Source organism: Eudoraea algarum (assembly GCF_050589645.1).
Lineage (GTDB): Bacteria > Bacteroidota > Bacteroidia > Flavobacteriales > Flavobacteriaceae > JBNGOQ01.
Window position 1 is genome coordinate 42341 of the sequence record NZ_JBNGOQ010000005.1, and the last position, 19806, is coordinate 62146.

At 44.6% G+C, this 19806-nt stretch carries 23 protein-coding genes; 17 read left to right on the forward strand and 6 right to left on the reverse strand.

From position 1 onward, the window contains the following. Positions 1-30: 30 nt before the first annotated feature. Positions 31-2481 (reverse strand): TonB-dependent receptor, encoded by a 2451-nt coding sequence (locus ACRD67_RS18490; RefSeq protein ID WP_430968725.1) that lies wholly within the window; start codon positions 2479-2481, stop codon positions 31-33. A 370-nt stretch (positions 2482-2851) separates the two neighbouring features. Here ACRD67_RS18490 and ACRD67_RS18495 point away from each other — a divergent pair, with 370 nt between their 5' ends. After that, positions 2852-3211, forward strand: coding sequence for a CoA-binding protein (locus ACRD67_RS18495; protein WP_430968726.1), 360 nt, complete (start codon positions 2852-2854; stop codon positions 3209-3211). Between the two features lie 7 nt (positions 3212-3218). Further along, positions 3219-3749, forward strand: coding sequence for a hypothetical protein (locus ACRD67_RS18500; RefSeq protein ID WP_430968727.1), 531 nt, complete (start codon positions 3219-3221; stop codon positions 3747-3749). A gap of 3 nt (positions 3750-3752) precedes the next feature. Here ACRD67_RS18500 and ACRD67_RS18505 read toward each other — a convergent pair whose 3' ends face one another. Further along, a complete protein-coding gene (locus ACRD67_RS18505; RefSeq protein WP_430968728.1) occupies positions 3753-5213 on the reverse strand; it encodes a sodium:solute symporter in 1461 nt (486 codons plus the stop codon). A gap of 67 nt (positions 5214-5280) precedes the next feature. Here ACRD67_RS18505 and recR point away from each other — a divergent pair, with 67 nt between their 5' ends. The 15 genes from recR to rimO all read left to right on the forward strand — a co-directional run bounded on the left by recR (position 5281) and on the right by rimO (position 17052). Next, positions 5281-5901, forward strand: coding sequence for a recombination mediator RecR (gene recR / locus ACRD67_RS18510; RefSeq protein WP_430968729.1), 621 nt, complete (start codon positions 5281-5283; stop codon positions 5899-5901). A gap of 95 nt (positions 5902-5996) precedes the next feature. Continuing rightward, the gene (locus ACRD67_RS18515; protein ID WP_430968730.1) at positions 5997-7364 is read left to right on the forward strand and encodes a dihydrolipoamide acetyltransferase family protein; all 1368 of its coding nucleotides are present in this window, start codon (positions 5997-5999) and stop codon (positions 7362-7364) included. Positions 7365-7445: 81 nt separating this feature from the next. After that, positions 7446-8021: a carboxylesterase family protein gene (locus ACRD67_RS18520; RefSeq protein ID WP_430968731.1), complete on the forward strand. Its 576-nt coding sequence runs from the start codon at positions 7446-7448 to the stop codon at positions 8019-8021. Next, positions 7991-8230 (forward strand): prolyl oligopeptidase family serine peptidase, encoded by a 240-nt coding sequence (locus ACRD67_RS18525; RefSeq protein WP_430968732.1) that lies wholly within the window; start codon positions 7991-7993, stop codon positions 8228-8230. The genes ACRD67_RS18520 and ACRD67_RS18525 overlap by 31 nt, the downstream gene beginning before the upstream one ends. A 60-nt stretch (positions 8231-8290) precedes the next feature. Continuing rightward, positions 8291-9067, forward strand: coding sequence for an exonuclease domain-containing protein (locus ACRD67_RS18530; protein ID WP_430968733.1), 777 nt, complete (start codon positions 8291-8293; stop codon positions 9065-9067). A gap of 48 nt (positions 9068-9115) precedes the next feature. Further along, positions 9116-9727, forward strand: coding sequence for a fumarylacetoacetate hydrolase family protein (locus tag ACRD67_RS18535; protein WP_430968734.1), 612 nt, complete (start codon positions 9116-9118; stop codon positions 9725-9727). After that, positions 9728-10066 (forward strand): Hpt domain-containing protein, encoded by a 339-nt coding sequence (locus tag ACRD67_RS18540; protein ID WP_430968735.1) that lies wholly within the window; start codon positions 9728-9730, stop codon positions 10064-10066. Then, positions 10066-11313: a competence/damage-inducible protein A gene (locus ACRD67_RS18545; RefSeq protein WP_430968736.1), complete on the forward strand. Its 1248-nt coding sequence runs from the start codon at positions 10066-10068 to the stop codon at positions 11311-11313. Before ACRD67_RS18540 ends, ACRD67_RS18545 begins: the two co-directional genes overlap by 1 nt. 73 nt (positions 11314-11386) lie before the next feature. Next, a complete protein-coding gene (rpmB, locus tag ACRD67_RS18550) occupies positions 11387-11623 on the forward strand; it encodes a 50S ribosomal protein L28 (RefSeq protein ID WP_430968737.1) in 237 nt (78 codons plus the stop codon). 20 nt (positions 11624-11643) lie between these two features. Further along, positions 11644-11826, forward strand: a complete 183-nt coding sequence (rpmG, locus tag ACRD67_RS18555; protein WP_053972430.1) for a 50S ribosomal protein L33 — start codon at positions 11644-11646, stop codon at positions 11824-11826. Between the two features lie 6 nt (positions 11827-11832). Further along, the gene (locus ACRD67_RS18560) at positions 11833-11985 is read left to right on the forward strand and encodes a DUF4295 domain-containing protein (RefSeq protein ID WP_430968738.1); all 153 of its coding nucleotides are present in this window, start codon (positions 11833-11835) and stop codon (positions 11983-11985) included. Positions 11986-12107: 122 nt separating this feature from the next. Continuing rightward, positions 12108-13070 (forward strand): signal recognition particle-docking protein FtsY, encoded by a 963-nt coding sequence (gene ftsY, locus ACRD67_RS18565; RefSeq protein ID WP_430968739.1) that lies wholly within the window; start codon positions 12108-12110, stop codon positions 13068-13070. Further along, positions 13067-13930 carry a DUF2911 domain-containing protein gene (locus ACRD67_RS18570; protein WP_430968740.1) on the forward strand — a complete coding sequence of 288 codons (864 nt, stop codon included), beginning with the start codon at positions 13067-13069 and terminating at the stop codon, positions 13928-13930. Before ftsY ends, ACRD67_RS18570 begins: the two co-directional genes overlap by 4 nt. Next, a complete protein-coding gene (locus ACRD67_RS18575) occupies positions 13927-15603 on the forward strand; it encodes an amidase family protein (protein WP_430968741.1) in 1677 nt (558 codons plus the stop codon). Before ACRD67_RS18570 ends, ACRD67_RS18575 begins: the two co-directional genes overlap by 4 nt. 147 nt (positions 15604-15750) lie before the next feature. Beyond that, positions 15751-17052 (forward strand): 30S ribosomal protein S12 methylthiotransferase RimO, encoded by a 1302-nt coding sequence (gene rimO / locus ACRD67_RS18580; RefSeq protein ID WP_430968742.1) that lies wholly within the window; start codon positions 15751-15753, stop codon positions 17050-17052. A 3-nt stretch (positions 17053-17055) separates the two neighbouring features. On the opposite strand, the gene ACRD67_RS18585 is transcribed toward rimO, so the two are convergent. The 4 genes from ACRD67_RS18585 to ACRD67_RS18600 form a co-directional block, all read right to left on the reverse strand. Then, complete coding sequence (locus ACRD67_RS18585; protein WP_430968743.1) at positions 17056-17586, reverse strand: DUF5655 domain-containing protein; 531 nt, start codon at positions 17584-17586, stop codon at positions 17056-17058. A gap of 11 nt (positions 17587-17597) precedes the next feature. Further along, a complete protein-coding gene (locus ACRD67_RS18590) occupies positions 17598-18008 on the reverse strand; it encodes a DUF1761 domain-containing protein (protein WP_430968744.1) in 411 nt (136 codons plus the stop codon). Positions 18009-18115: 107 nt separating this feature from the next. After that, the gene (locus ACRD67_RS18595; protein WP_430968745.1) at positions 18116-18958 is read right to left on the reverse strand and encodes a tetratricopeptide repeat protein; all 843 of its coding nucleotides are present in this window, start codon (positions 18956-18958) and stop codon (positions 18116-18118) included. Between the two features lie 83 nt (positions 18959-19041). Then, positions 19042-19758, reverse strand: coding sequence for a CPBP family glutamic-type intramembrane protease (locus ACRD67_RS18600; RefSeq protein WP_430968746.1), 717 nt, complete (start codon positions 19756-19758; stop codon positions 19042-19044). Positions 19759-19806: the final 48 nt, after the last annotated feature.

Below are 19806 nucleotides of genomic sequence, written 5' to 3' on the forward strand. Positions count from 1 at the left end.
CTCTGTGCTACGACCTAATCAATACATATATTATAGTATACCGCCGCTGCCCTGCTTGGTATTGTCATCCCTTCGTTTTCGTTTTGAAGCGCGATTTTTACCACTTCCGAATCTATAGGACAGTCCCAGGTAGGCGTTCTGGCTTTCCCAGTTGAAGCGGCCATTTTGAACAAAGGGACGATCTCCATCGAACTGGAACCGCATCGTATTGAAGACATCATTGAAATTAAAGCTCAAGGTTCCCTTCCCTTGCGCAAAACTGTAACGCGCCCCCGTATTGATAAAGTACATCGGCTTTACCGTGAATTGGATGTTCTGGTTTCTACCCCTGTAAAAGGCGAAAAGCTGGAGCGTTAATTTTTTGGTTACTGTAAAGCTGTTGTTCATCCTTAGGTTCCAGGCGGTATTTTCAACTTCCACCTCTTCCACAACGATATCGTCCACCGTGGCCGAACCATTATCTACCGGTAAACTTTCGGTTATGCCGCGCTGTGTCTGGGAGAAGAAATCAAAACTCGCATTGATTCCCCACCATTTAACGGGTTTGTAATTGGTGGAAACTTCCACTCCGTAAGCCGAGGTGTTGTCGAAATTATCGAATGTCAAGATCAATTTGTTCAGATCCAGGCGGTCCACATAGACCGCTCTGTTGATTTCATCTTCAATGCTCCTGTAAAAGACCCCTGCGGTAATGCTTCCATTTTTGATCCTTCTGGTATAATTGGTTTCGACCGAATTGGTGAACTGCGGCACCAGACTTGGATTCCCAAAGGAAGAGATCAAGGGTGTGGCCCATTCCCGAATAGGATTTACCTGCTGCAGCCCGGGTCTGTCTACCCGTCGACTATAGCTCAATTGAAACTGATTCTTTTCGTTGGGCGAATAGGTCAGGAAGGCCGATGGGTAAAGTTGGGTGTAATTATCCGTAAAGGCCCGTACCGTATTCGTATCGGCTTTTACCTCCACGTCTTCTATCCGTACGCCTACCTGGTAGGACCATTTTTTGTAATTCTGTGCAAAGGTCACATAGGCCGAATAGATATCCATGTCATAGACAAAGTCCGTACTGGGGGTGGGTATCAGATTTCCATTGGAATTAAAGGAAAGTCCGGTAGAGGAGTAGTCCACATCGGTCTCAAAGATCCTGGCCTCCACGCCCACTTCCAATTTGGATATGGAATCCAAGGGGTTCACATAGTCTAAATTTGCTATGGTCTGGGTACGTTCGGTATCCACAAAATCCATATAATCGGGGAAAAGGGTGGTACCTGTGGATCGGAAATCCGCGTCCTCATCGCTCGTAAACCTATTGTAATCTACCTCCAATTCAATATTGTGCCCTTCCTTTTTAAAATCCGCCTTATAATCAAAATTATATTGTTCGCTCAGATTGTCATTGATATTGTTGAAAAACTGGGTGGTGTTCCGAAACGACTCCTCATTATAGACCACATCGGTAATTCCCAGGCCCTTGCCATCAAAGAGGTTCTGATTGGTGAAGAACGAAATGGTGTTCTTGTCGTTCAGAAAAAAATCTACCCCTAGCTTGTAGATATGGGATTTGTTGTTGTTGAAAAAATCGAAGATTTGCTCGGAATTCTCCTCCTGTCGTCGAATAAACCCGTCATTCACATACTTCCCAATATTATTGCCATAATTGCCATAGAGGTTGAATTTTCCATTGCGATAATTTAGATCGATACTGCTGTTGAACTTGGCCTCTATGGCGACCGTAAGGCCCAGATTTACATTACCGTTAAACCCGATGTTCGCATTTTTATGCAGTACGATGTTGATGAGTCCGCTCATACCCTCTGGATTGTATTTCGCCGAAGGATTGGTGATGAGCTCAATGGATTTTATGGATGTGGACGGAATTTGGCGTAGCAATTGCGCTACGGGTACATTGGACAGCTTTCCATCTACCATGACCCTAACGTTGGAATTCCCCCTTAAGGTCAATTCCCCGGTTTGTTGGTCCACATTAACAGAGGGAATATTGTTCATAATGTCAGAAGCCGTGGCTCCGGCTGTCGTGAGATCTTTTCCCACATTGATGACCTTGCGGTCTATTCGTTGTTCTATGGTGGTGCGCTCCGCAACCACCTCTACACCGGAGAGCTCCTGGGTCTCTTCCTGTAGGGAAATGGTTCCCAAGTCCAATTTGCGTTTGCCTCTGGAAATGTTTATCTGTTGGGAATGCGTCTTGTAGCCGATGAACTGGATTTCAAAGATCATGGGGCCAATTGGCAGTCCCTTGACCTCAAAGGTACCGTCTTCCTTGGTAATGCCACCGGTGATGGTGCTGCTGCCATCTTCGGCCTTGATCACAATAGCGGCATAGGCCACGGGTTGTTTCAGTTTGGCATCGATAACCTTACCGGAAACACTTCCAATCTTTAGGTCCGATGTGGGGGGGAGGGTGTTCGCTAAATTTGCAGCACAGAAAAGCAAAGCCAAAAGTATGCTTACTTTTTTCATCTGATGTTCGTTTTTTGATTGATGGATTGATGTTACCTACTAGACGATAAAAGAGGCGAGATGTTACCGTTTGAATTTCTTTTAACATATTTTAACACTAAATAAAAATGGGAAGCAAAGGGCTTAAGGGCCATGACGTATCTTTGCGGTATCTGTATGGTCAATGGTTGCCAGTTTCAAAGAAGGGCTTAAAAATAAAACCCCGACGGTACCGCCGGGGTTTCTTTCATTGATAAGCTATACTAAACACTAACCATTAACTATAAAAAAATATAGCAAAATCAATGACTAACTTTTAGCATCAAACAATAGACGAATTTTTTTTTAAAACGTTACACACCTTAACACAGTTTAACATCCAAATTAACAGATGAAAAAAACGCTTGTTTTTGGAGCTTCCCTAAAACCGAATCGCTATAGTAATTTAGTTGTGAACCGACTCCTTGCCCATGCAATTGAAACCGAAGCTTTTGGGCTTAGGGCGGGAGAAATTTCAGGGATACAAATTAAGACCAATTTAGAGGATTTTCAAAATTTGGATACCATAACTTTGTATATCAATCCCAGGCGTCAGCCTGCGTATTACGATCTTATCATTGGCCTGGGGCCACGTAGGGTAATTTTTAATCCAGGGACCGAGAACCCTGCCTTTTACAGTTTGTTGGAACAAGCCGGGATCAAAGTGGAAGTGGCCTGCACCCTGGTGTTGCTTGCAACAGATCAATACTGAGTCCATCATGTTAAAAAAACAATTGTTTCTTGTCTTATTTGTATACCTCCACTGGGCGGTGGGGCAGGACAAACAGACAGCGACGTATATCAAGACCTTGGATACCCTTGTAGCCCATTTGGATGAACAAGAGCATTGGACCAAGGTAGACAGCTTCCAAATTGAGAATTTCAGTTCCAAAATGGCGATTCTAAAAGTGTACTATGAAGATCAAACGCTGCGAAAAATGGTCTTGAAGGGTAGGGGCAGCAGCTTTGAACTGGAAAAGCGGTTTTATCTGGAAAACGATAGCCTTCGCTATGCCCGGGAGCAACATATTCAGTACGTAAAACCCATGGACGGGGCTTACGATACCCAACAGGATGAAGTGGAATTGAATGAGATAAAAAGCTACTTTAAGCAAGATAAGCTGCTGTATCAATTGGACAACACGATCCATGGCGATCCGTCCTTATCGGAAGCGTATCTGAAAGCAACGGGGGCATCCATTTTGGATGAACTCAGGGTGCTGCGGGCTCTTTTGGACAATACCGATTGATATTCAACCCTTGTTGCGTATCAGGAAAAGGCCTATAAAGGTGAACAAACCGTTAATCGGCAACAATTCGTAGCCCACGACATAACCGCCTAGCCAATCCGAAGGGATATTTGCAATCATAACGATCAGGGCCACGGAAATTAGGGCCACGACCCAGGAATAAGCGTCACGGATCTTGTACTTGGTGAAAATTCCGAAGGCAAACAGCCCCAAAAGGGGACCATAGGTATAGGTGGCCACGGTAAGCAGCCCATCTATAACGTTCCTGTCCAGCACATATTTAAAGATGATGATGACCACAACAAGCAAGGCGCTCATGCCAATGTGGGTCTTTTTGCGCAGTTTTTTTTGGTTGGGTTCCGGGCGTTTTTCTATACCGAGGAAATCTACACAAAAGGAAGTGGTCAAAGCGGTTAATGCACTGTCCGCACTGCTGTATGCGGCAGCTATAAGTCCTAGCATAAAGGTTGCGGCCACTGCAATGCCCAAACCGCTGTTCAGGGCAATTTCAGGAAAAAGCAGGTCGGCTTTTGCCTCGCCATCCATAAGTGGGATTGCAATATCAAATTTGGCCGCATAGATGAACAAAAGTGCCCCTAACAACAAGAAAAAGAAATTGACCACCACCAGCACCAAACTAAAGGAGACCATATTCGTTTGGGCATCCTTTAACGTCTTACAGGTAAGGTTTTTTTGCATCATGTCCTGATCCAGGCCGGTCATGCAAATCGTTATGAACATTCCCCCAAAAAAAGATTTCAGAAAGTGGTTCCTTGCAAAAAAATCCTCGGTAAACAAGATGGTGTTGTATTGCTTTAACTCGTCCGAGGCCAAAAATTCGGAAAAGCTCCAATCCAATTTTTCATTGATAAAATAAATAGAAAGCCCTACGGACAACAACATAAACAGCGTTTGCAACGTGTCTGTCCACACAATGGTCTTTATCCCGCCCCTGAAGGTATAGATCCAAATGAGCACAATGGAGAGGACTACCGTAACCTCAAAAGGTACGTTCCAGGCGTCAAAAACAAATTGCTGTAGCACAATGGCTACCAAAAATAGACGGAAGGAAGCACCCAGCACCCTAGAGATAAAGAAGAAAAAAGATCCGGTCTTATAACTTGTTGGGCCAAACCGTTGGCCCAAATATTCATAGATTGAGGTAACATTTAATCGGTAATAAATCGGCATCAATAGATAGGCGATTACAAAATAGCCGACCAAATAACCGAACACGACCTGCATATACCCAAATTCCGAACTTTCTACCCAACCGGGAACGGAAATGAAAGTGACCCCTGACAGGGAGGTGCCGATCATTCCAAAGGCCACCAAATACCAAGGGGATTGTTTTCCTGCTTTGAAAAAGTCGGCGTTGGAATCGTTTTTTCCGGTGAAGTAGGAAATGAGAAGGAGTAATAAAAAATATCCGCCGATCAAGAGCAGAATATGGGAAGCTGTCATAAAAATAAATTTCAAATGCAAAGTACAAAAACTTAAAACATAAATCTAAAATCGTAATTTTACGGCTATGGAATTTTCTTCGAAACTCTTGGAAAATGCGGTTTATGAAATGTCGCAATTACCGGGTATAGGTAAGCGTACGGCCTTACGCCTGGTACTGCACCTATTGAAACAGCCGGCCGATCAAACCAGCAGATTATCCAAAGCTTTGCTCCATTTGCGTGAGGACATCAAGTTTTGTAACAACTGCCACAATATCTCGGATGTAGAACTGTGTGAAATTTGCGCCAACCCCAAAAGGGATGGCAGACTTATTTGCGTGGTGGAGGATATTAGGGATGTAATGGCCATTGAAAATACCGGACAGTACAGAGGGATGTACCACGTCCTTGGGGGCAAGATCTCACCCATGGAGGGCATTGGGCCGCAAGACCTTACCATAGCATCTTTGGTAAACAAAGCCAAACAAGGGAAGGTAAAGGAACTTATTTTTGCCCTTAGTTCCACCATGGAAGGCGATACCACCAATTTCTATATTTACAAACAGCTCGAGGAACTGCCACTGAAAACGTCCACCATAGCAAGGGGAATCGCAGTGGGAGACGAGTTGGAGTATGCAGATGAGGTTACACTAGGGCGAAGTATTTTGAACAGGATACCTTTTGTGAATTCCATAAAAGCCTCGTAGAAGGGAAGTCAAAAAATGAGTTAAACATAATGATTGGGCGTTTTTTTTAGTATTTTTGCAAAATAGTAGTAAAAAAAAGCACTTTAACTAATAATATGTCAAAATTTGAATTAAAATTACCGCAAATGGGAGAGAGCGTTGCAGAGGCAACCCTCACTTCTTGGCTGAAGGAAGTTGGTGATACGATTGAAATGGATGAGGCCGTTTTCGAAATTGCCACGGATAAGGTAGATTCGGAGGTTCCCAGTGAGGTAGACGGTGTTTTACTGGAAAAGCGCTTTGATGTGGATGATGTTATTTCGGTAGGACAGACCGTTGCGATCATTGAGGTCAATGGCAGTTTGCCAAGTGCATCGGACAATGGTTCTTCGGAAGTGGAAGCTCAGGTCGATGCTCCGGAAGAGGCCGTTGTAGCACTGGAAAATAAGGTGCTGGAGGTAAAGGAAACCATAGCGTCCCCCGTTCTGGAGACAGCGAGTACACCAACCAGTACAGACCGATTCTATTCCCCCTTGGTAAAAAACATTGCGAAGCAGGAAGGCATTTCCATAGCCGAACTGGATGGAATAGCCGGCACGGGTAAAGAAGGCAGGGTAACCAAAAACGATATTTTGGACTATGTGGCAGGCCGAAAGGAGGGGAGGACCGCAGGTGTAGAGGAAAGTCCTAAACCTCAGGTGGAACAGGCGGTCCCCAAAGCGGATACGCAAGCTTCTGTGGAGAAACCCAAACCTAGTGCCGCACCGGTCCACGCCGATGGCGAAGTAATTCCCATGACCCGTATGGGTAAGCTTATTGCCCATCATATGTCCCATAGCATTTCCACTTCCGCTCATGTTCAGAGTTTCGTGGAGGTAGACGTGACCAATGTGGTAAATTGGAGAAATAAGGTGAAAAAGGCGTTCGAGGAAAGGGAGGGAGAGAAATTGACCTTTACCCCGATATTCATGGAGGCCGTGGCCAAAGCCTTAAAGAACTTCCCCATGGTGAATATTTCGGTAGATGGGGATACCGTAATCAAGAAAAAGAACATCAATATAGGTATGGCAGCGGCCCTTCCTGACGGCAATCTGATCGTACCCGTAATCAAAAATGCAGACCAGTTGAATTTGGTGGGTATGGCCAAGGTGGTCAATGATTTGGCCCACAGGTCTAGGAACAACGCCTTAAAGCCGGACGAGGTAAAGGACGGTACCTACACCGTGACCAATGTAGGGACTTTTGGCAGTGTATTTGGAACGCCGATAATCAATCAGCCCCAAGTAGGCATATTGGCCTTGGGCGCCATCCGTAAGCTCCCTGCCGTGATAGAGACCCCCGAGGGTGATTTTATCGGGGTCAGGAGTAAAATGTTTCTATCGCACAGCTACGACCACCGTGTGGTGAACGGCGCTTTGGGCGGTATGTTCGTAAAAGCGGTGGCAGATTACCTTGAGGCCTGGGACCCCAATAGGGAAATTTAGGGCTACCCCGTATTTAATCGTATAAAAGCCCTGATTTCACAGGGCTTTTTTTATTTTTGGTCCTAGTTATTCCAGACAAAAATGAAAACCATTTCCATCTTACTTACCATAATCTGCACGATATCCCTTTCCAAGCTTTGCGCCCAAGATCGATCGGCCTTTGCGAAGAAAGTTTTTAAAAAGGGCAAGTACAGCATGCCCTATCGGATTTTGCTGCCCCAGGACTACAGTGCTGAAAAAGCCTATCCCTTAATCCTGTTCCTGCATGGCTCAGGGGAACGGGGTAAGGACAATGAACTGCAATTGGTGCATGGGGCCGATCTGTTTCTTAAAAATGAGATAAAAGAGCATTACCCTGCCATCGTGGTCTTTCCGCAATGTCCAAAGGAAAGCGCCTGGAGCAATGTGGGGGCAAAGGAAGGGGGTAAGAACCTTAGGTTTGTCTTTCAGGAAAAGGGCAAGCCTACCTATGCCATGATAGCCCTACAAAAATTGCTAAGGACTTTGTTAAAGGAACATACGGTAGATAGGGACCGGATGTACATCGGCGGGCTTTCCATGGGTGGAATGGGGACCTTTGAAATGGTCCGTAGAAACCCCAAAACCTTTGCAGCCGCCTTTCCCATTTGCGGGGGGCACATCCCGGCACGGCTGTAAAACTGACCGGCCCGTCTTGGTGGGTGTTCCATGGGGACAACGATGGGGCGGTGCACCATAGCTATTCCCAACATATGGTGACGGCCTTGGAAACAGCGGGAGCGGAGGTAAAATTTTCCCTCTATCCCGGGGTAGGCCACAACAGTTGGGACAACGCCTTCCAGGAGCCTGATCTGCTGCCTTGGTTGTTTGCCAAATCCAAAAAATAATTCCTTGTCCTTACCCAGATAGCGGGCTAAAAACTATCTTTGCACAAACCAAAGAACGGTATGCAATTAAAGCTAACCAAACCCATTTGTTTTTTTGATCTTGAAACCACAGGCACTAATGTGGCCAAGGACAGGATTGTGGAAATTTCCATTCTAAAGGTCTTTCCCAACGGAAATAAAGAAAGCAAAACCTGGCTGGTAAATCCAGAGATGCTCATTCCGGAAGACGTGATAGCAGTACATGGCATCACCAATGAGAAAGTGGCCAAGGAACCTACTTTCAAAGAACTTTCCAAAGAAATATACGGCATGATCAAGGACAGCGACCTGGCAGGGTTCAACTCCGATCGTTTTGACATTCCCTTACTGGCCGAAGAGATGCTGCGAGCCGATTTGGATTTTGATATGAAACACATGGTTTCCGTGGATGTCCAGACCATCTTTCACAAAATGGAAAAACGGACCTTGGGAGCGGCCTATAAGTTCTATTGCGATAAGGAACTGACCGATGCACATAGTGCCGAGGCGGATACCCATGCCACCTATGAGGTGCTGTTATCCCAATTGGAACGGTATCCAGAGTTGGAAAACAACGTAAAAAAACTGTCCCAATTCTCGACCCGTAGGCAATCGGTTGATTTGGCAGGATTCATTGTCCTGGATGAGGAAGGCGATGCCATTTTTTCCTTTGGAAAGCACAAGGGCAAAAAAGTGCATGAGGTATTGGAAAAGGAACCGGGGTATTTTGGGTGGATCCTCAATGCCGACTTTCCCTTATATACCAAAAAGGTATTGACCCAAATTAAATTAAGTAAGTTGAACAATAAACTGGGCTAGGAAGCATCCTTGGTATTCCCTGCCTTTAGCAAAATCCCATACCTAAATATGAAGCTGATCTGTATAGGGCGAAATTACGCCGATCACATCGAGGAATTGGCCAACGAAAGACCTACGGACCCTGTGGTATTCATTAAACCGGACTCGGCCGTACTGCCCAAGGAACAGGATTTTTATATCCCCGATTTTTCCGAGGACGTACATTATGAGGTAGAGGTCCTTGTGAAAATAAAGAAAGTAGGGAAGCATATCGATGAAAAGTTTGCACACAAGTATTACGATGAGGTAGGTCTGGGCATTGATTTTACGGCCAGGGACCTGCAATCCAAGTTAAAGGAAAAGGGCCTTCCATGGGAAAAAGCCAAGGGCTTTGACGGTGCCGCCGTTATAGGGAAGTGGCTTCCGAAATCGGATTTTGAAGACCTGAACAATTTGAATTTTTCCTTGCTAAAAAACACAGTTCCGGTCCAGCAGGGCAATACCGGTCTGATGCTTTGGAAGATAGATGAACTGATTTCTTATGTTTCCAGGTATTTTATGTTGAAAAAAGGGGACATAATCTTTACGGGAACGCCTGCGGGGGTTGGAAGAATACAGACAAATGATTATCTTTCCGGCGTACTTGAGGGCAAAGAGCTCTTTTCGGTTAAAATCAAGTAAATGATATACAATCTCGATAAAATAAATGAAATGGCGGAGGGAGATGAGGATTTCGTCAATTCCGTGATTTCCGTCTTTTTGGAAGAAGTACCACAGGATCTGTTTGCACTGGAAGCGGCCATTTCAGAAGGGGATTATGAAAACGTGTACAAACTCGCCCATAAAATCAAACCCAATGTAGACCTGTTGGGCATGGAACAGACGCGCGCAACCGCCCTGGAAATTGAGACCTTGGGCAAGAATGCTGACAATAGTACCGAAATCGAGAAAAGATTTCCGATACTCAAAAAGGACATCCATCAGGTAATTTCCGAGTTAAAAAAAGATTTTAACTTCTAATGTTCGCAGAGATAATTACTATTGGGGATGAGATCCTGATAGGTCAGATTGTCGATTCCAATGCTACGTTCATCGCTCAAGAGCTAACTAAAATAGGCGTTTCTGTCTATCAAATAACATCGGTTCAGGACGAAAGGGCACATATCTTGCGTGCCTTAAAAGAGGCTAGATCCCGAGCCCAGGTAATCTTGATTACAGGCGGATTGGGCCCAACCAAGGATGATATTACCAAGCACACACTTTGTGAATATTTTGGAGATACTTTGATAGAGGACAAACAAGTACTGTATCATGTAGAGCAGTTGTTCAAAAAGTTCATTGCAACACCCATTTCGGATGTCAATAGAAGACAGGCGCTCGTACCCTCCAAGGCCGTGGTATTGCACAATGCCTATGGTACCGCCCCTGGAATGTGGATTATGGAAAAGGGTACGGCTTTTGTTTCCATGCCCGGAGTTCCCTTTGAGATGAAAAACCTAATGCAAAGGGAGGTAATCCCAAAAATTGTCAAGGAATTTAAACGTCCGTTTATTTTACACAAGACCATTGTTACCTACGGCATGGGAGAAAGCGCCATTGCAGCAATCATCGCCGATTGGGAGGAAAATCTTCCTTCTTTTATTAAACTGGCGTATCTACCTAATTTAGGGAAGGTACGCTTAAGACTAACAGCGAAGGGCACCGATAATACCCTTATTTCGGCTGCGATGGAGGAAGCGTCCAACAAACTCTACAACCTCATAGGTGAAATTATCTATGGGGAGGAAGATGGGGAAACCATTGAACATACTCTTGCCAAACTGCTGACCGCCAAAAAGATGACCCTGGCCACCGCTGAAAGCTTTACCGGCGGCAAAATAGCCCAGCAAATCACTGCTCAACCGGGGGCCTCGGCCTATTTTAAGGGCAGTGTGGTAAGTTATGCCACCCAGGCCAAAATAGAAGTGCTCGGGGTGCCCGAGAAACTGGTAGATGCCCATTCCGTGGTGAGTGCCCCGGTAGCCGAGGCTATGGCCAAAAATGTGCGGCGGTTGATGGACACCGACTTTGGTGTGGCCACCACAGGCAATGCAGGTCCCACCAAGGGTGATTCCGACGCTGACATTGGCACGGTATTCATCGCTATTGCCTCCCCAAAAGGCGTGTTTTCCCAAAAATTTATTATGGGCAATCATAGGGAAAGAATCGTTCAAAAAGCCGTGCACAAAGCTTTTGAACTGCTGCAAAAAGAAATTTTAAATTTCTGAACAAGAATTTTGCCCGTCCCGCAAAAATGACATAAATTTGCACCCTGTTTAAAATCACATTAAAACTAGCGTAATGTCAAAAGTTTGTGAACTTACTGGAAAGCGGGCGATGTTCGGAAATAACGTTTCATTTTCGGTCAACAAGACGAGGAGAAGGTTCGACGTAAATCTTTCCAAAAAACGTTTCTACATTCCTGAAGAGGACCGTTGGATTACTTTGAAAGTTTCCACCAGGGCCCTAAAGAGTATTAACAAAAAGGGAATCTCCGCAGTCCTTAAGGAAGCAAGGGCGAAAGGATTGGTCAAGTAATCCTGGCAAATTAGATAGCGATGGCAAAGAAAGGAAATAGAATTCAGGTTATTTTGGAATGTACAGAGCATAAGGAATCGGGTATGCCAGGTACATCACGGTATATTACTACCAAGAACAAAAAGAACACCCCGGATAGGATGGAAATTAAAAAGTTTAATCCTATCCTTAAACGTATGACAATCCATAAGGAGATAAAATAAGAAATCATGGCAAAGAAGACAGTAGCCTCGTTACAATCCAGTTCAAAACGATTGACCAAGGCCATTAAGATGGTAAAATCCCCTAAAACGGGAGCATACACTTTTGTGGAATCTGTTATGCCGCCAGAATTCGTAAACGAATGGTTGGCAAAGAAATAGACTAACAAACTCACCAAAATAGAGCAGAGCTACTTTCCAAAAGAAAGTAGCTTTTTTATTTCATTTGATTTTGAATTTTGTTGGGGCTCATTTCATATATTTGGTGAAAAGATTTTTACTAGATGAGTTTATTCAAGAAGATATTTTCTTCCCAGAAAAAGGAGGCTTTGGACAAGGGGTTGGAGAAGACCAAGACCGGCTTTTTTTCCAAATTGAGCAAGGCCGTCGCCGGAAAGTCCAAGGTAGATGATGAGGTATTGGACAATCTGGAAGAAGTGCTGGTGTCTTCCGATGTGGGGGTAGATACCACCCTTAAGATCATAGATCGTATTGAGGCCAGGGTTTCCAAGGACAAGTATATGGGTACGGACGAATTGAACACCATTTTACGGGAAGAGATAGCCGGCCTTCTCTCTGAAACCCATGTAGGCGAAGAAGCTGAGTTTAGTGTACCACCCGATAAAAAACCCTATGTAATCATGGTGGTCGGTGTCAATGGGGTAGGAAAGACCACGACCATTGGGAAACTGGCCCATCAATTTAAGAATCAGGGCTTAAAGGTGGTGTTGGGCGCGGCCGATACCTTTCGGGCCGCAGCGATCGACCAGCTGCAAATTTGGGCCGATCGCGTGGATGTTCCCATCGTAAAACAGAAAATGGGCAGCGATCCGGCTTCTGTGGCCTTTGATACCTTGAGCTCCGCCCTCACCCAGGATGCCGATGTGGTGATAATAGATACGGCAGGACGTCTTCACAACAAGGTGAACCTAATGAACGAGCTGACCAAGATAAAGCGCGTCATGCAAAAGGTAGTGGCAGATACGCCCAATGATGTGCTACTGGTCCTGGATGGTTCTACCGGACAAAACGCCTTTGAACAGGCAAAACAATTCACCAAAGCCACGGAGGTAACCTCCCTGGCGGTCACCAAACTGGATGGCACGGCCAAAGGGGGCGTAGTCATTGGAATATCCGATCAATTTCAGATTCCCGTAAAATATATTGGAGTGGGCGAGGGCATTGATGACCTACAGGTTTTTAACAAGCACGAGTTCGTGGATTCCTTTTTTAGCGCAACGGATTGAAGATAGCCTGGACCATAGCGTTCGTTTCGACCCTGTCCATATCCTGGGCACAGTTAACGCACCCCAAAGCGAGTCCGTACTCCAAAGTGCTCCAGGAAGTGGGCCTTTCCACGCTTACCGTTGAATATTCCAGGCCTGCAATGCGCGGGCGTACCATCTTCGGAGACCTGGTGCCTTATGGACGCATTTGGCGGGTAGGGGCCAATGCCTCCACCAAATTTACAGTAGATACCAAGGTGACAGTGATGGACAACGTTTTGCCCAAAGGGACCTATGCGCTCTACGCTTTTCCGAATGTGGATTCCTGGGAAGTAGTCTTTCATACGAATACCGGCCATTGGGGTGATGGAAGAACTGCCTATGACCCAAAGGAAGATGCCTTTCGGTTTGAGGTGGTGCCCGAAAGCATCCCGTATCCGCAGGAAAATTTCCTGATCAGCTTTGAGGACATTACCCACAATACCGTCAACATGCTATGGACCTGGGAAAACACCAGGATACGGATACCGATACAGGTGGATACCCATAGCATAATGTTGAAAGAAATCAGCGACAAACTGGAAAAGCACCCGACCGCACAGACCTATTACGAGGCGGCTCGCTACCTTCAGGAGCAGGAAATGGAGTATTCCCGGGCATTGGGCTATGTGAACAAGGCCCTGGAACTGGGTGGGGACACTTACTATTTTTATAGGGTAAGGTCCTTAATACAGGCGGCTCTGAACGATTACAAAGGGGCCATTGCCTCGGCCGAAAAGTCCATGGCACTTGCCAACAGTGAAGGGAAGGACGAGTTTGTTCGCATGAACCAAAAAAATATCACACTTTGGAAAAACCATTTGAAAAAAGATAAAAAATGAAAAGACTTTTTGTTGTATTCGTATTGCTGTTGAGCATTTCCTGCAAGGAAAACAAGGAAGCCAAAGAGGAAATCGTGCTTTGGGAAGCCTACAACGATTCCGCCGAGGTGGCCGCCAATCAGGATCATGAGGTTGGCCGCATGCGCTATAAGCTAATTCAGTCCAAGGTATTGGATAAGAATGAGGTTTTCCGTCCGTTGTATGACGAGGTGAGCCAGTTTTCCAAGGAGGATTATGAAGCCTTGAAACCGCTTATTTTGGAGCAGGATATTCCCACTATCCAAACGCATATCATCGAGGGAGCGTTGAGCTACGAAAAATTGGTATTGTTCTACCTGTATCGCATATATCACTATGAACTGGACAATGCCACTACGCTCAACACCGTTATCGCCCTAAACCCAAACGTGGTCAAGGTGGCGCAACAGTTGGATGCCGACCTAAAAAAGTCCCCTACGGCCTATCGCCATTCTATTCATGGCATGCCCATTTTGCTCAAGGACAATATCAACACCGAGGGTATGAAAACCACGGCGGGTGCCATCGCCCTAAGGGAAAACGAGGTGGACGATGCGTTCATCGTACAACAACTGAAGAAAAATGGCGCTTTGATCCTGGGCAAGGTAAATCTCAGCGAGTGGGCCTATTTTCTGTGCTCCGGCTGCCCGGTGGGCTATAGCGCCGTTGGCGGACAGACGCTGAACCCCTACGGCAGGCGTGTTTTTGAGACGGGGGGATCTAGCTCGGGAAGTGGCACCTCCGTTGCCGCCAATTATGCCGTGGCCGCGGTAGGCACAGAAACTTCGGGATCCATTTTGTCCCCCTCGAGCCAAAATTCCGTAGTGGGGCTTAAACCTACCATCGGTCTGCTGAGCAGATCGGGCATTGTGCCTATTTCCAGTACCTTGGACACGCCCGGGCCCATGACCAAAAATGTCGTGGACAACGCTATACTATTAGATGCCCTATTTGGATATGATGCCGAGGACAAAGCTTCCATAGAGACCAAATGGGGAACCAGTTTTTATGCTAGCATTACATGGGACGACAGTTTACAGGGCAAGCGTTTTGGAGCTTTTAAAAATTTGATCGAATCCGACTCCATCTACCGGAGTGCCATTGAAAAAATTAAGGCGGCGGGTGCGGAAGTAATCGAATTTACACCTCCGGAAGTGAATATGGACGGTTTTATCAGCATTCTAAACATTGATATGAAAAACGACCTGCCCCAATACCTTCAAGGACATGTGAAGCGTAAAGAGGCCGTGACAATACGTTCCATAGCCAACGCCGTAGATTACAATGCCGCGGATTCCACCGTTCGAATTCCGTACGGACAGGCCCTATTTGAGGGTATTTTGGCAGATTCTACCACAGCGGAACAGCTTCAAGGGATAAAGGTGAAACTGGAAACGAACGGGCGCATCTTCTTTGATACCGCTATGGATGCCCATAATCTGGACGCCATTCTATCCATCAACAACTATCATGCAGGTTATGCCGCGGTGGCCAAGTATCCCGCGCTAACCGTCCCCATGGGTTATAAGGACGCGGGGGAGCCGGTCAGCCTTACCTTTATCGGGAAAACATTGCATGAATTAAAGCTACTGCAGCTGGGCCATGCCTTTGAGCAGCTGACCAAAGTGCGCAAAATGCCCCCGGGATATCAGTAAGATTGCCGTATGGCAGGGCTGTATGATCGGGATTTCATGGTAACAAAGCTTTGGGGATAGGGGCTATGCGTTAAAAATCAAAGAAATGGTCCCAAAAGGGGCTTCTTCCGTGACCTTGTTGTATTTTTGCACTCCATAATTCGTAAGATGCGGACAAAATCATTAAAAAAGAATACCATCAACGTGGTTACCCTGGGTTGCTCCAAAAACGTGTACGATTCCGAAGTACTGATGGGGCAACTACGGGCCAATAACAAAGAAGTGGTACATGAGCAGGAAGGCAATGTGGTGGTGATCAACACCTGTGGATTTATTGCCAATGCCAAGGAGGAGAGTGTCAATACGATACTGGAGTATGTTCAAAAAAAGGAGGCTGGTGAAGTGGACAAGGTTTTTGTTACCGGCTGCCTCAGTGAACGCTACAAACCAGATCTTCAAAAGGAAATCCCCGATGTGGATGAATATTTTGGGACCAGTGAATTGCCCAATTTGTTACGTGCCCTGGGGGCAGACTACAAGCACGAACTCATAGGAGAACGTTTGACCACTACCCCAAAGAACTACGCCTATCTTAAAATTGCGGAAGGATGTGATCGGCCCTGTTCTTTTTGCGCCATTCCCATTATGCGAGGAAAACACAGGAGCAAACCCATAGAAGAACTGATCACCGAGGCGGAAAAGCTGGCGATAAAAGGGGTAAAGGAACTGATTTTAATTGCGCAGGACCTTACCTACTACGGACTGGATCTTTATAAAAAACGGAACCTGGCCGAGTTGCTCCAAGCTTTGGTACAGGTAGAGGGAATAGAATGGATCCGATTGCACTATGCCTTTCCTACGGGCTTTCCCATGGATGTACTACAGGTGATGCGCTCCGAACCCAAGATTTGTAATTATATCGATATCCCCTTACAACACATTTCCGATTCGATCCTGAAGAGCATGAAGCGGGGTACTACCCAGGAAAAAACGACCAAATTACTTCAGGAGTTTCGGCAAGCGGTACCGGGTATGACCATTAGGACTACCTTGATTGTAGGCTACCCCGGAGAGACAGAAGAAGATTTTCAGACCTTAAAGCAATGGGTAGGGGACATGCGTTTTGAACGCCTGGGCTGTTTTACGTATAGTCATGAGGAGAATACCCATGCCTACAATTTGGAGGACGACGTGCCCGAGGAGACCAAACAGCGGCGTGCCAACGAAATTATGGAACTACAGTCCCAGATTTCCTGGGAGCTTAACCAAGAGAAAGTGGACAAGACTTTTCGTTGCATCATTGACCGAAAAGAGGGGAACCATTTTATAGGACGTACCGAATTTGATTCCCCCGATGTGGACAATGAGGTTTTGGTGGATGCCACGCAGTATTATCTAAAGCAGGGCGATTTTGTGGACCTAAAGATTACCGAAGCGTCCGATTTTGATTTGTACGCCGTGCCCGCATAGTTCTTAAGCTGCCCCTTCATAGGCTTCCTTCAACCATTCCAGAAGCTCCTGGTCTACTTCAGATACCGTCGTTAGCCGTACCCTATGGGTGCACATGCTCCCAAAGGGACCCGAATTTTCCAGCCTACCGGTTATGGGTTTTCCACGGAGTTTAAGGCCCAGGTCGATCCGGGTTTTGGTCGCCGGTTTTATCAGGGCGAACTGTTTTTTTCTAATAATGCTTACACTATCCTTTTTGGGTACCCTGGAAATATCCTTGCCCAGGGTGTTTATGCTGGACAACAACTTTTCGTAAATGGGTTTGAGGTCTTCCTTTCCCGTGTATTGATTGTTCAACAAATCTGCGGCATCCTGGGAAGCGGCATCCGTTTTTTTTGATTTAAGGGCCACAAAATTGGCGTAGCCGTAGGTGAAACCGTGTTGGGACTTTAAAAAATCGATAATCTCCCTGTGTTTCTCAATCTTACTGGCCTTTACCACTTTGATCCAATGATCAAGGGGCTTTCCTGTTTTCTCCAATAGTCCTTTTTCCATTACATATGATTTTACATAGCCCCAAGAACGGCCCCCATGATGGTTAATGATACCACGCAATAGCCCGCGTTGACCAAATAGGCCCTGAGCGTTTGCATTTCAAAGACGTACAATATGCCCACAAAGGTCGCTACCCAACCCAGTCCCGCAAAGAATCCGGCCAAGGTGCCAAATAGGGTATCGCTTTCCGGACCAATGAACATGTCCAGTATTAAGGCGGCAATAAAGGCTAGGACAATCGCCACACCAAAAGTTTTGGAGACACTTCGTTGTTTTAATTTTTCTTCCGTGAAGCCAAATTCCTTCATCCATATTTTTCCAAAGAGGGGACCGTACCATAGTCCGCCCAGAAAAAAGGACGAAATAGTGGCCAGGGCCACGGATAACCAATTGATGTTTGTAAATGCTGTTGCTAGATCCATAAGTTGTTCGGTTTTAAGCGACAAGTTTAGCAAAGCATTCGTTATGAGTATAGTAAAAAATTAACCTGGTCTACATATACACTGGCAATAGTCCATGGAAAATGTTTCTACTTCCATCTAATTTGATAAGGGTATCTCTCGTAGAGACTATTGTCTTCGTTTATGGTATTTCCCTTTCTACCATTTATTTCACCCAAGATTTGTAGTTCATTGGCTTCTTCTGAATTTCCAAGACGTCGAAGACAGTCAGCTTTAAAAATTTGGACTTCGGAAAAGTTAGGATAAATTCCAAGCGCTAAATCAAAAAGTTCAATAGCCTCATGATATTTCTTCTGTTCATACTTGCTTATTCCATAGTAGAACAAATCTAAATGGTGGAGCCAGCCTTTACCATTATTTTTTATGGTCAAATCAAAATCAGATTCGAATATTCTTTCAGCTTTTTTGAACTCATTAAGTTGTAAGTAGGAAAGTCCGATATAAAAATTATATGAATGATCCATTACATATCCATTCCCAAATCTAGCTTTACAGTCTTCAAAGTCTTTTATGGCTTCACGGTACGTGTTAATAAAAATACATTTTATGAATGCTCTATAATCCTGCCATTTTTGCCTATCATATTTAATTGCTTTATTGAGATAACCCATCCCAATTTCATATTTCCCTTGTTTAAACAAAGGCATTGCTTTCTGTTGCCATAAATAGGCAATAGTAGAATCTTTCGCTAAACCCAAGTCAATTTCTTCCTGCCATTCTCTCGAATATAATTGGTGTTTCCAGGCACCGTTATTTAAATGTTCTTTTATGATTTCTTCCTGTTTTTTCTTATCAGCTAAATATGCGATTTGAGTTTTTTCTGTAATCCTTTCTTGGGTTTGTGGTTTCTTGTCACATCCTATTACAATAGCAAGTAGCATAATGAGGATAATCTTAGTTTGTTGTTTCAAGGTTTGGTTCTTTAAATAATTTTCGTTTGCTATTTGAATTAGAAGTAAAATGGAATTAAAGTTTTTAATGTGAAATTCCACTTTTATAGTAAAACAGTACCCAACATTGGGAGTAAATTATAAATTGAATGTAGAAAGACACCATAAAAAAAACCATACTTTACTCGGACGTATCCATTAAATATACCTCCTATCATTTGCGGTAGGGTTAAAATTGGAAGTAATAGTATATCATGTGAAGTATCATAATTAAACATATGCATCAGTCCAAAAAGTAGGACAGAGAAATAATACACCCATCTAAATTTTTTTCCCCAAAGTGGTCTGATATGGTCAGAAAAACTTCTTGCAACGAAATAAAAAATAAGACCGACCGACACAGCAATAGATAGTCTCACTGTTAATCCGTCTCTGATATTTATAATTCCTGTTTGGTAAAAGACCTTGGAAAGAACTAAATATGAAAAAAGTGTAATGGAAATACCCAAGTACAACGGCTTGAAAACTAACCACAACCTAAAGACTAATTCTTCAAAAATTGGCACAAAAGTAATACCAAATAGTAGTATTTCTAATGGGTTGAGCTCATTCTTCATTCCTGTAAGTCCTGAACTTTCAACTTCTAAAAATTGTCGAATTAGAACGCTTAGAACAATCACTATTAAGAAATCAAAAATGTATAGGACGAAAATATCCCGGAATTTGTCTTTAGTTTTTATTTCTTCATTAAAGTTGTATTGTGGATTCCCCAAATATTTTAAAACATCTTTCAGTTTTCCGACAAAACTATTAACCCTCATGCTTTTAATTATCTTCTTCTATTCATAACTTCCTGTTTCTTAATAACT

Bases quoted from the DNA above. Each gene is read 5' to 3' on its own strand.
- rimO (WP_430968742.1), top strand. From the start codon at position 15,751: ATGCGGACAAAATCATTAAAAAAGAATACCATCAACGTGGTTACCCTG.
- ACRD67_RS18560 (WP_430968738.1), top strand. From the start codon at position 11,833: ATGGCAAAGAAGACAGTAGCCTCGTTACAATCCAGTTCAAAACGATTG.
- ACRD67_RS18530 (WP_430968733.1), top strand. From the start codon at position 8,291: ATGCAATTAAAGCTAACCAAACCCATTTGTTTTTTTGATCTTGAAACC.
- rpmB (WP_430968737.1), top strand. From the start codon at position 11,387: ATGTCAAAAGTTTGTGAACTTACTGGAAAGCGGGCGATGTTCGGAAAT.
- ACRD67_RS18540 (WP_430968735.1), top strand. From the start codon at position 9,728: ATGATATACAATCTCGATAAAATAAATGAAATGGCGGAGGGAGATGAG.
- ACRD67_RS18545 (WP_430968736.1), top strand. From the start codon at position 10,066: ATGTTCGCAGAGATAATTACTATTGGGGATGAGATCCTGATAGGTCAG.
- ftsY (WP_430968739.1), top strand. From the start codon at position 12,108: ATGAGTTTATTCAAGAAGATATTTTCTTCCCAGAAAAAGGAGGCTTTG.
- ACRD67_RS18600 (WP_430968746.1), bottom strand. From the start codon at position 19,758: ATGAGGGTTAATAGTTTTGTCGGAAAACTGAAAGATGTTTTAAAATAT.
- ACRD67_RS18495 (WP_430968726.1), top strand. From the start codon at position 2,852: ATGAAAAAAACGCTTGTTTTTGGAGCTTCCCTAAAACCGAATCGCTAT.
- ACRD67_RS18505 (WP_430968728.1), bottom strand. From the start codon at position 5,213: ATGACAGCTTCCCATATTCTGCTCTTGATCGGCGGATATTTTTTATTA.
- ACRD67_RS18490 (WP_430968725.1), bottom strand. From the start codon at position 2,481: ATGAAAAAAGTAAGCATACTTTTGGCTTTGCTTTTCTGTGCTGCAAAT.
- ACRD67_RS18535 (WP_430968734.1), top strand. From the start codon at position 9,116: ATGAAGCTGATCTGTATAGGGCGAAATTACGCCGATCACATCGAGGAA.
- ACRD67_RS18500 (WP_430968727.1), top strand. From the start codon at position 3,219: ATGTTAAAAAAACAATTGTTTCTTGTCTTATTTGTATACCTCCACTGG.
- ACRD67_RS18590 (WP_430968744.1), bottom strand. From the start codon at position 18,008: ATGGATCTAGCAACAGCATTTACAAACATCAATTGGTTATCCGTGGCC.
- rpmG (WP_053972430.1), top strand. From the start codon at position 11,644: ATGGCAAAGAAAGGAAATAGAATTCAGGTTATTTTGGAATGTACAGAG.
- ACRD67_RS18585 (WP_430968743.1), bottom strand. From the start codon at position 17,586: ATGGAAAAAGGACTATTGGAGAAAACAGGAAAGCCCCTTGATCATTGG.
- ACRD67_RS18515 (WP_430968730.1), top strand. From the start codon at position 5,997: ATGTCAAAATTTGAATTAAAATTACCGCAAATGGGAGAGAGCGTTGCA.
- ACRD67_RS18575 (WP_430968741.1), top strand. From the start codon at position 13,927: ATGAAAAGACTTTTTGTTGTATTCGTATTGCTGTTGAGCATTTCCTGC.
- ACRD67_RS18520 (WP_430968731.1), top strand. From the start codon at position 7,446: ATGAAAACCATTTCCATCTTACTTACCATAATCTGCACGATATCCCTT.
- recR (WP_430968729.1), top strand. From the start codon at position 5,281: ATGGAATTTTCTTCGAAACTCTTGGAAAATGCGGTTTATGAAATGTCG.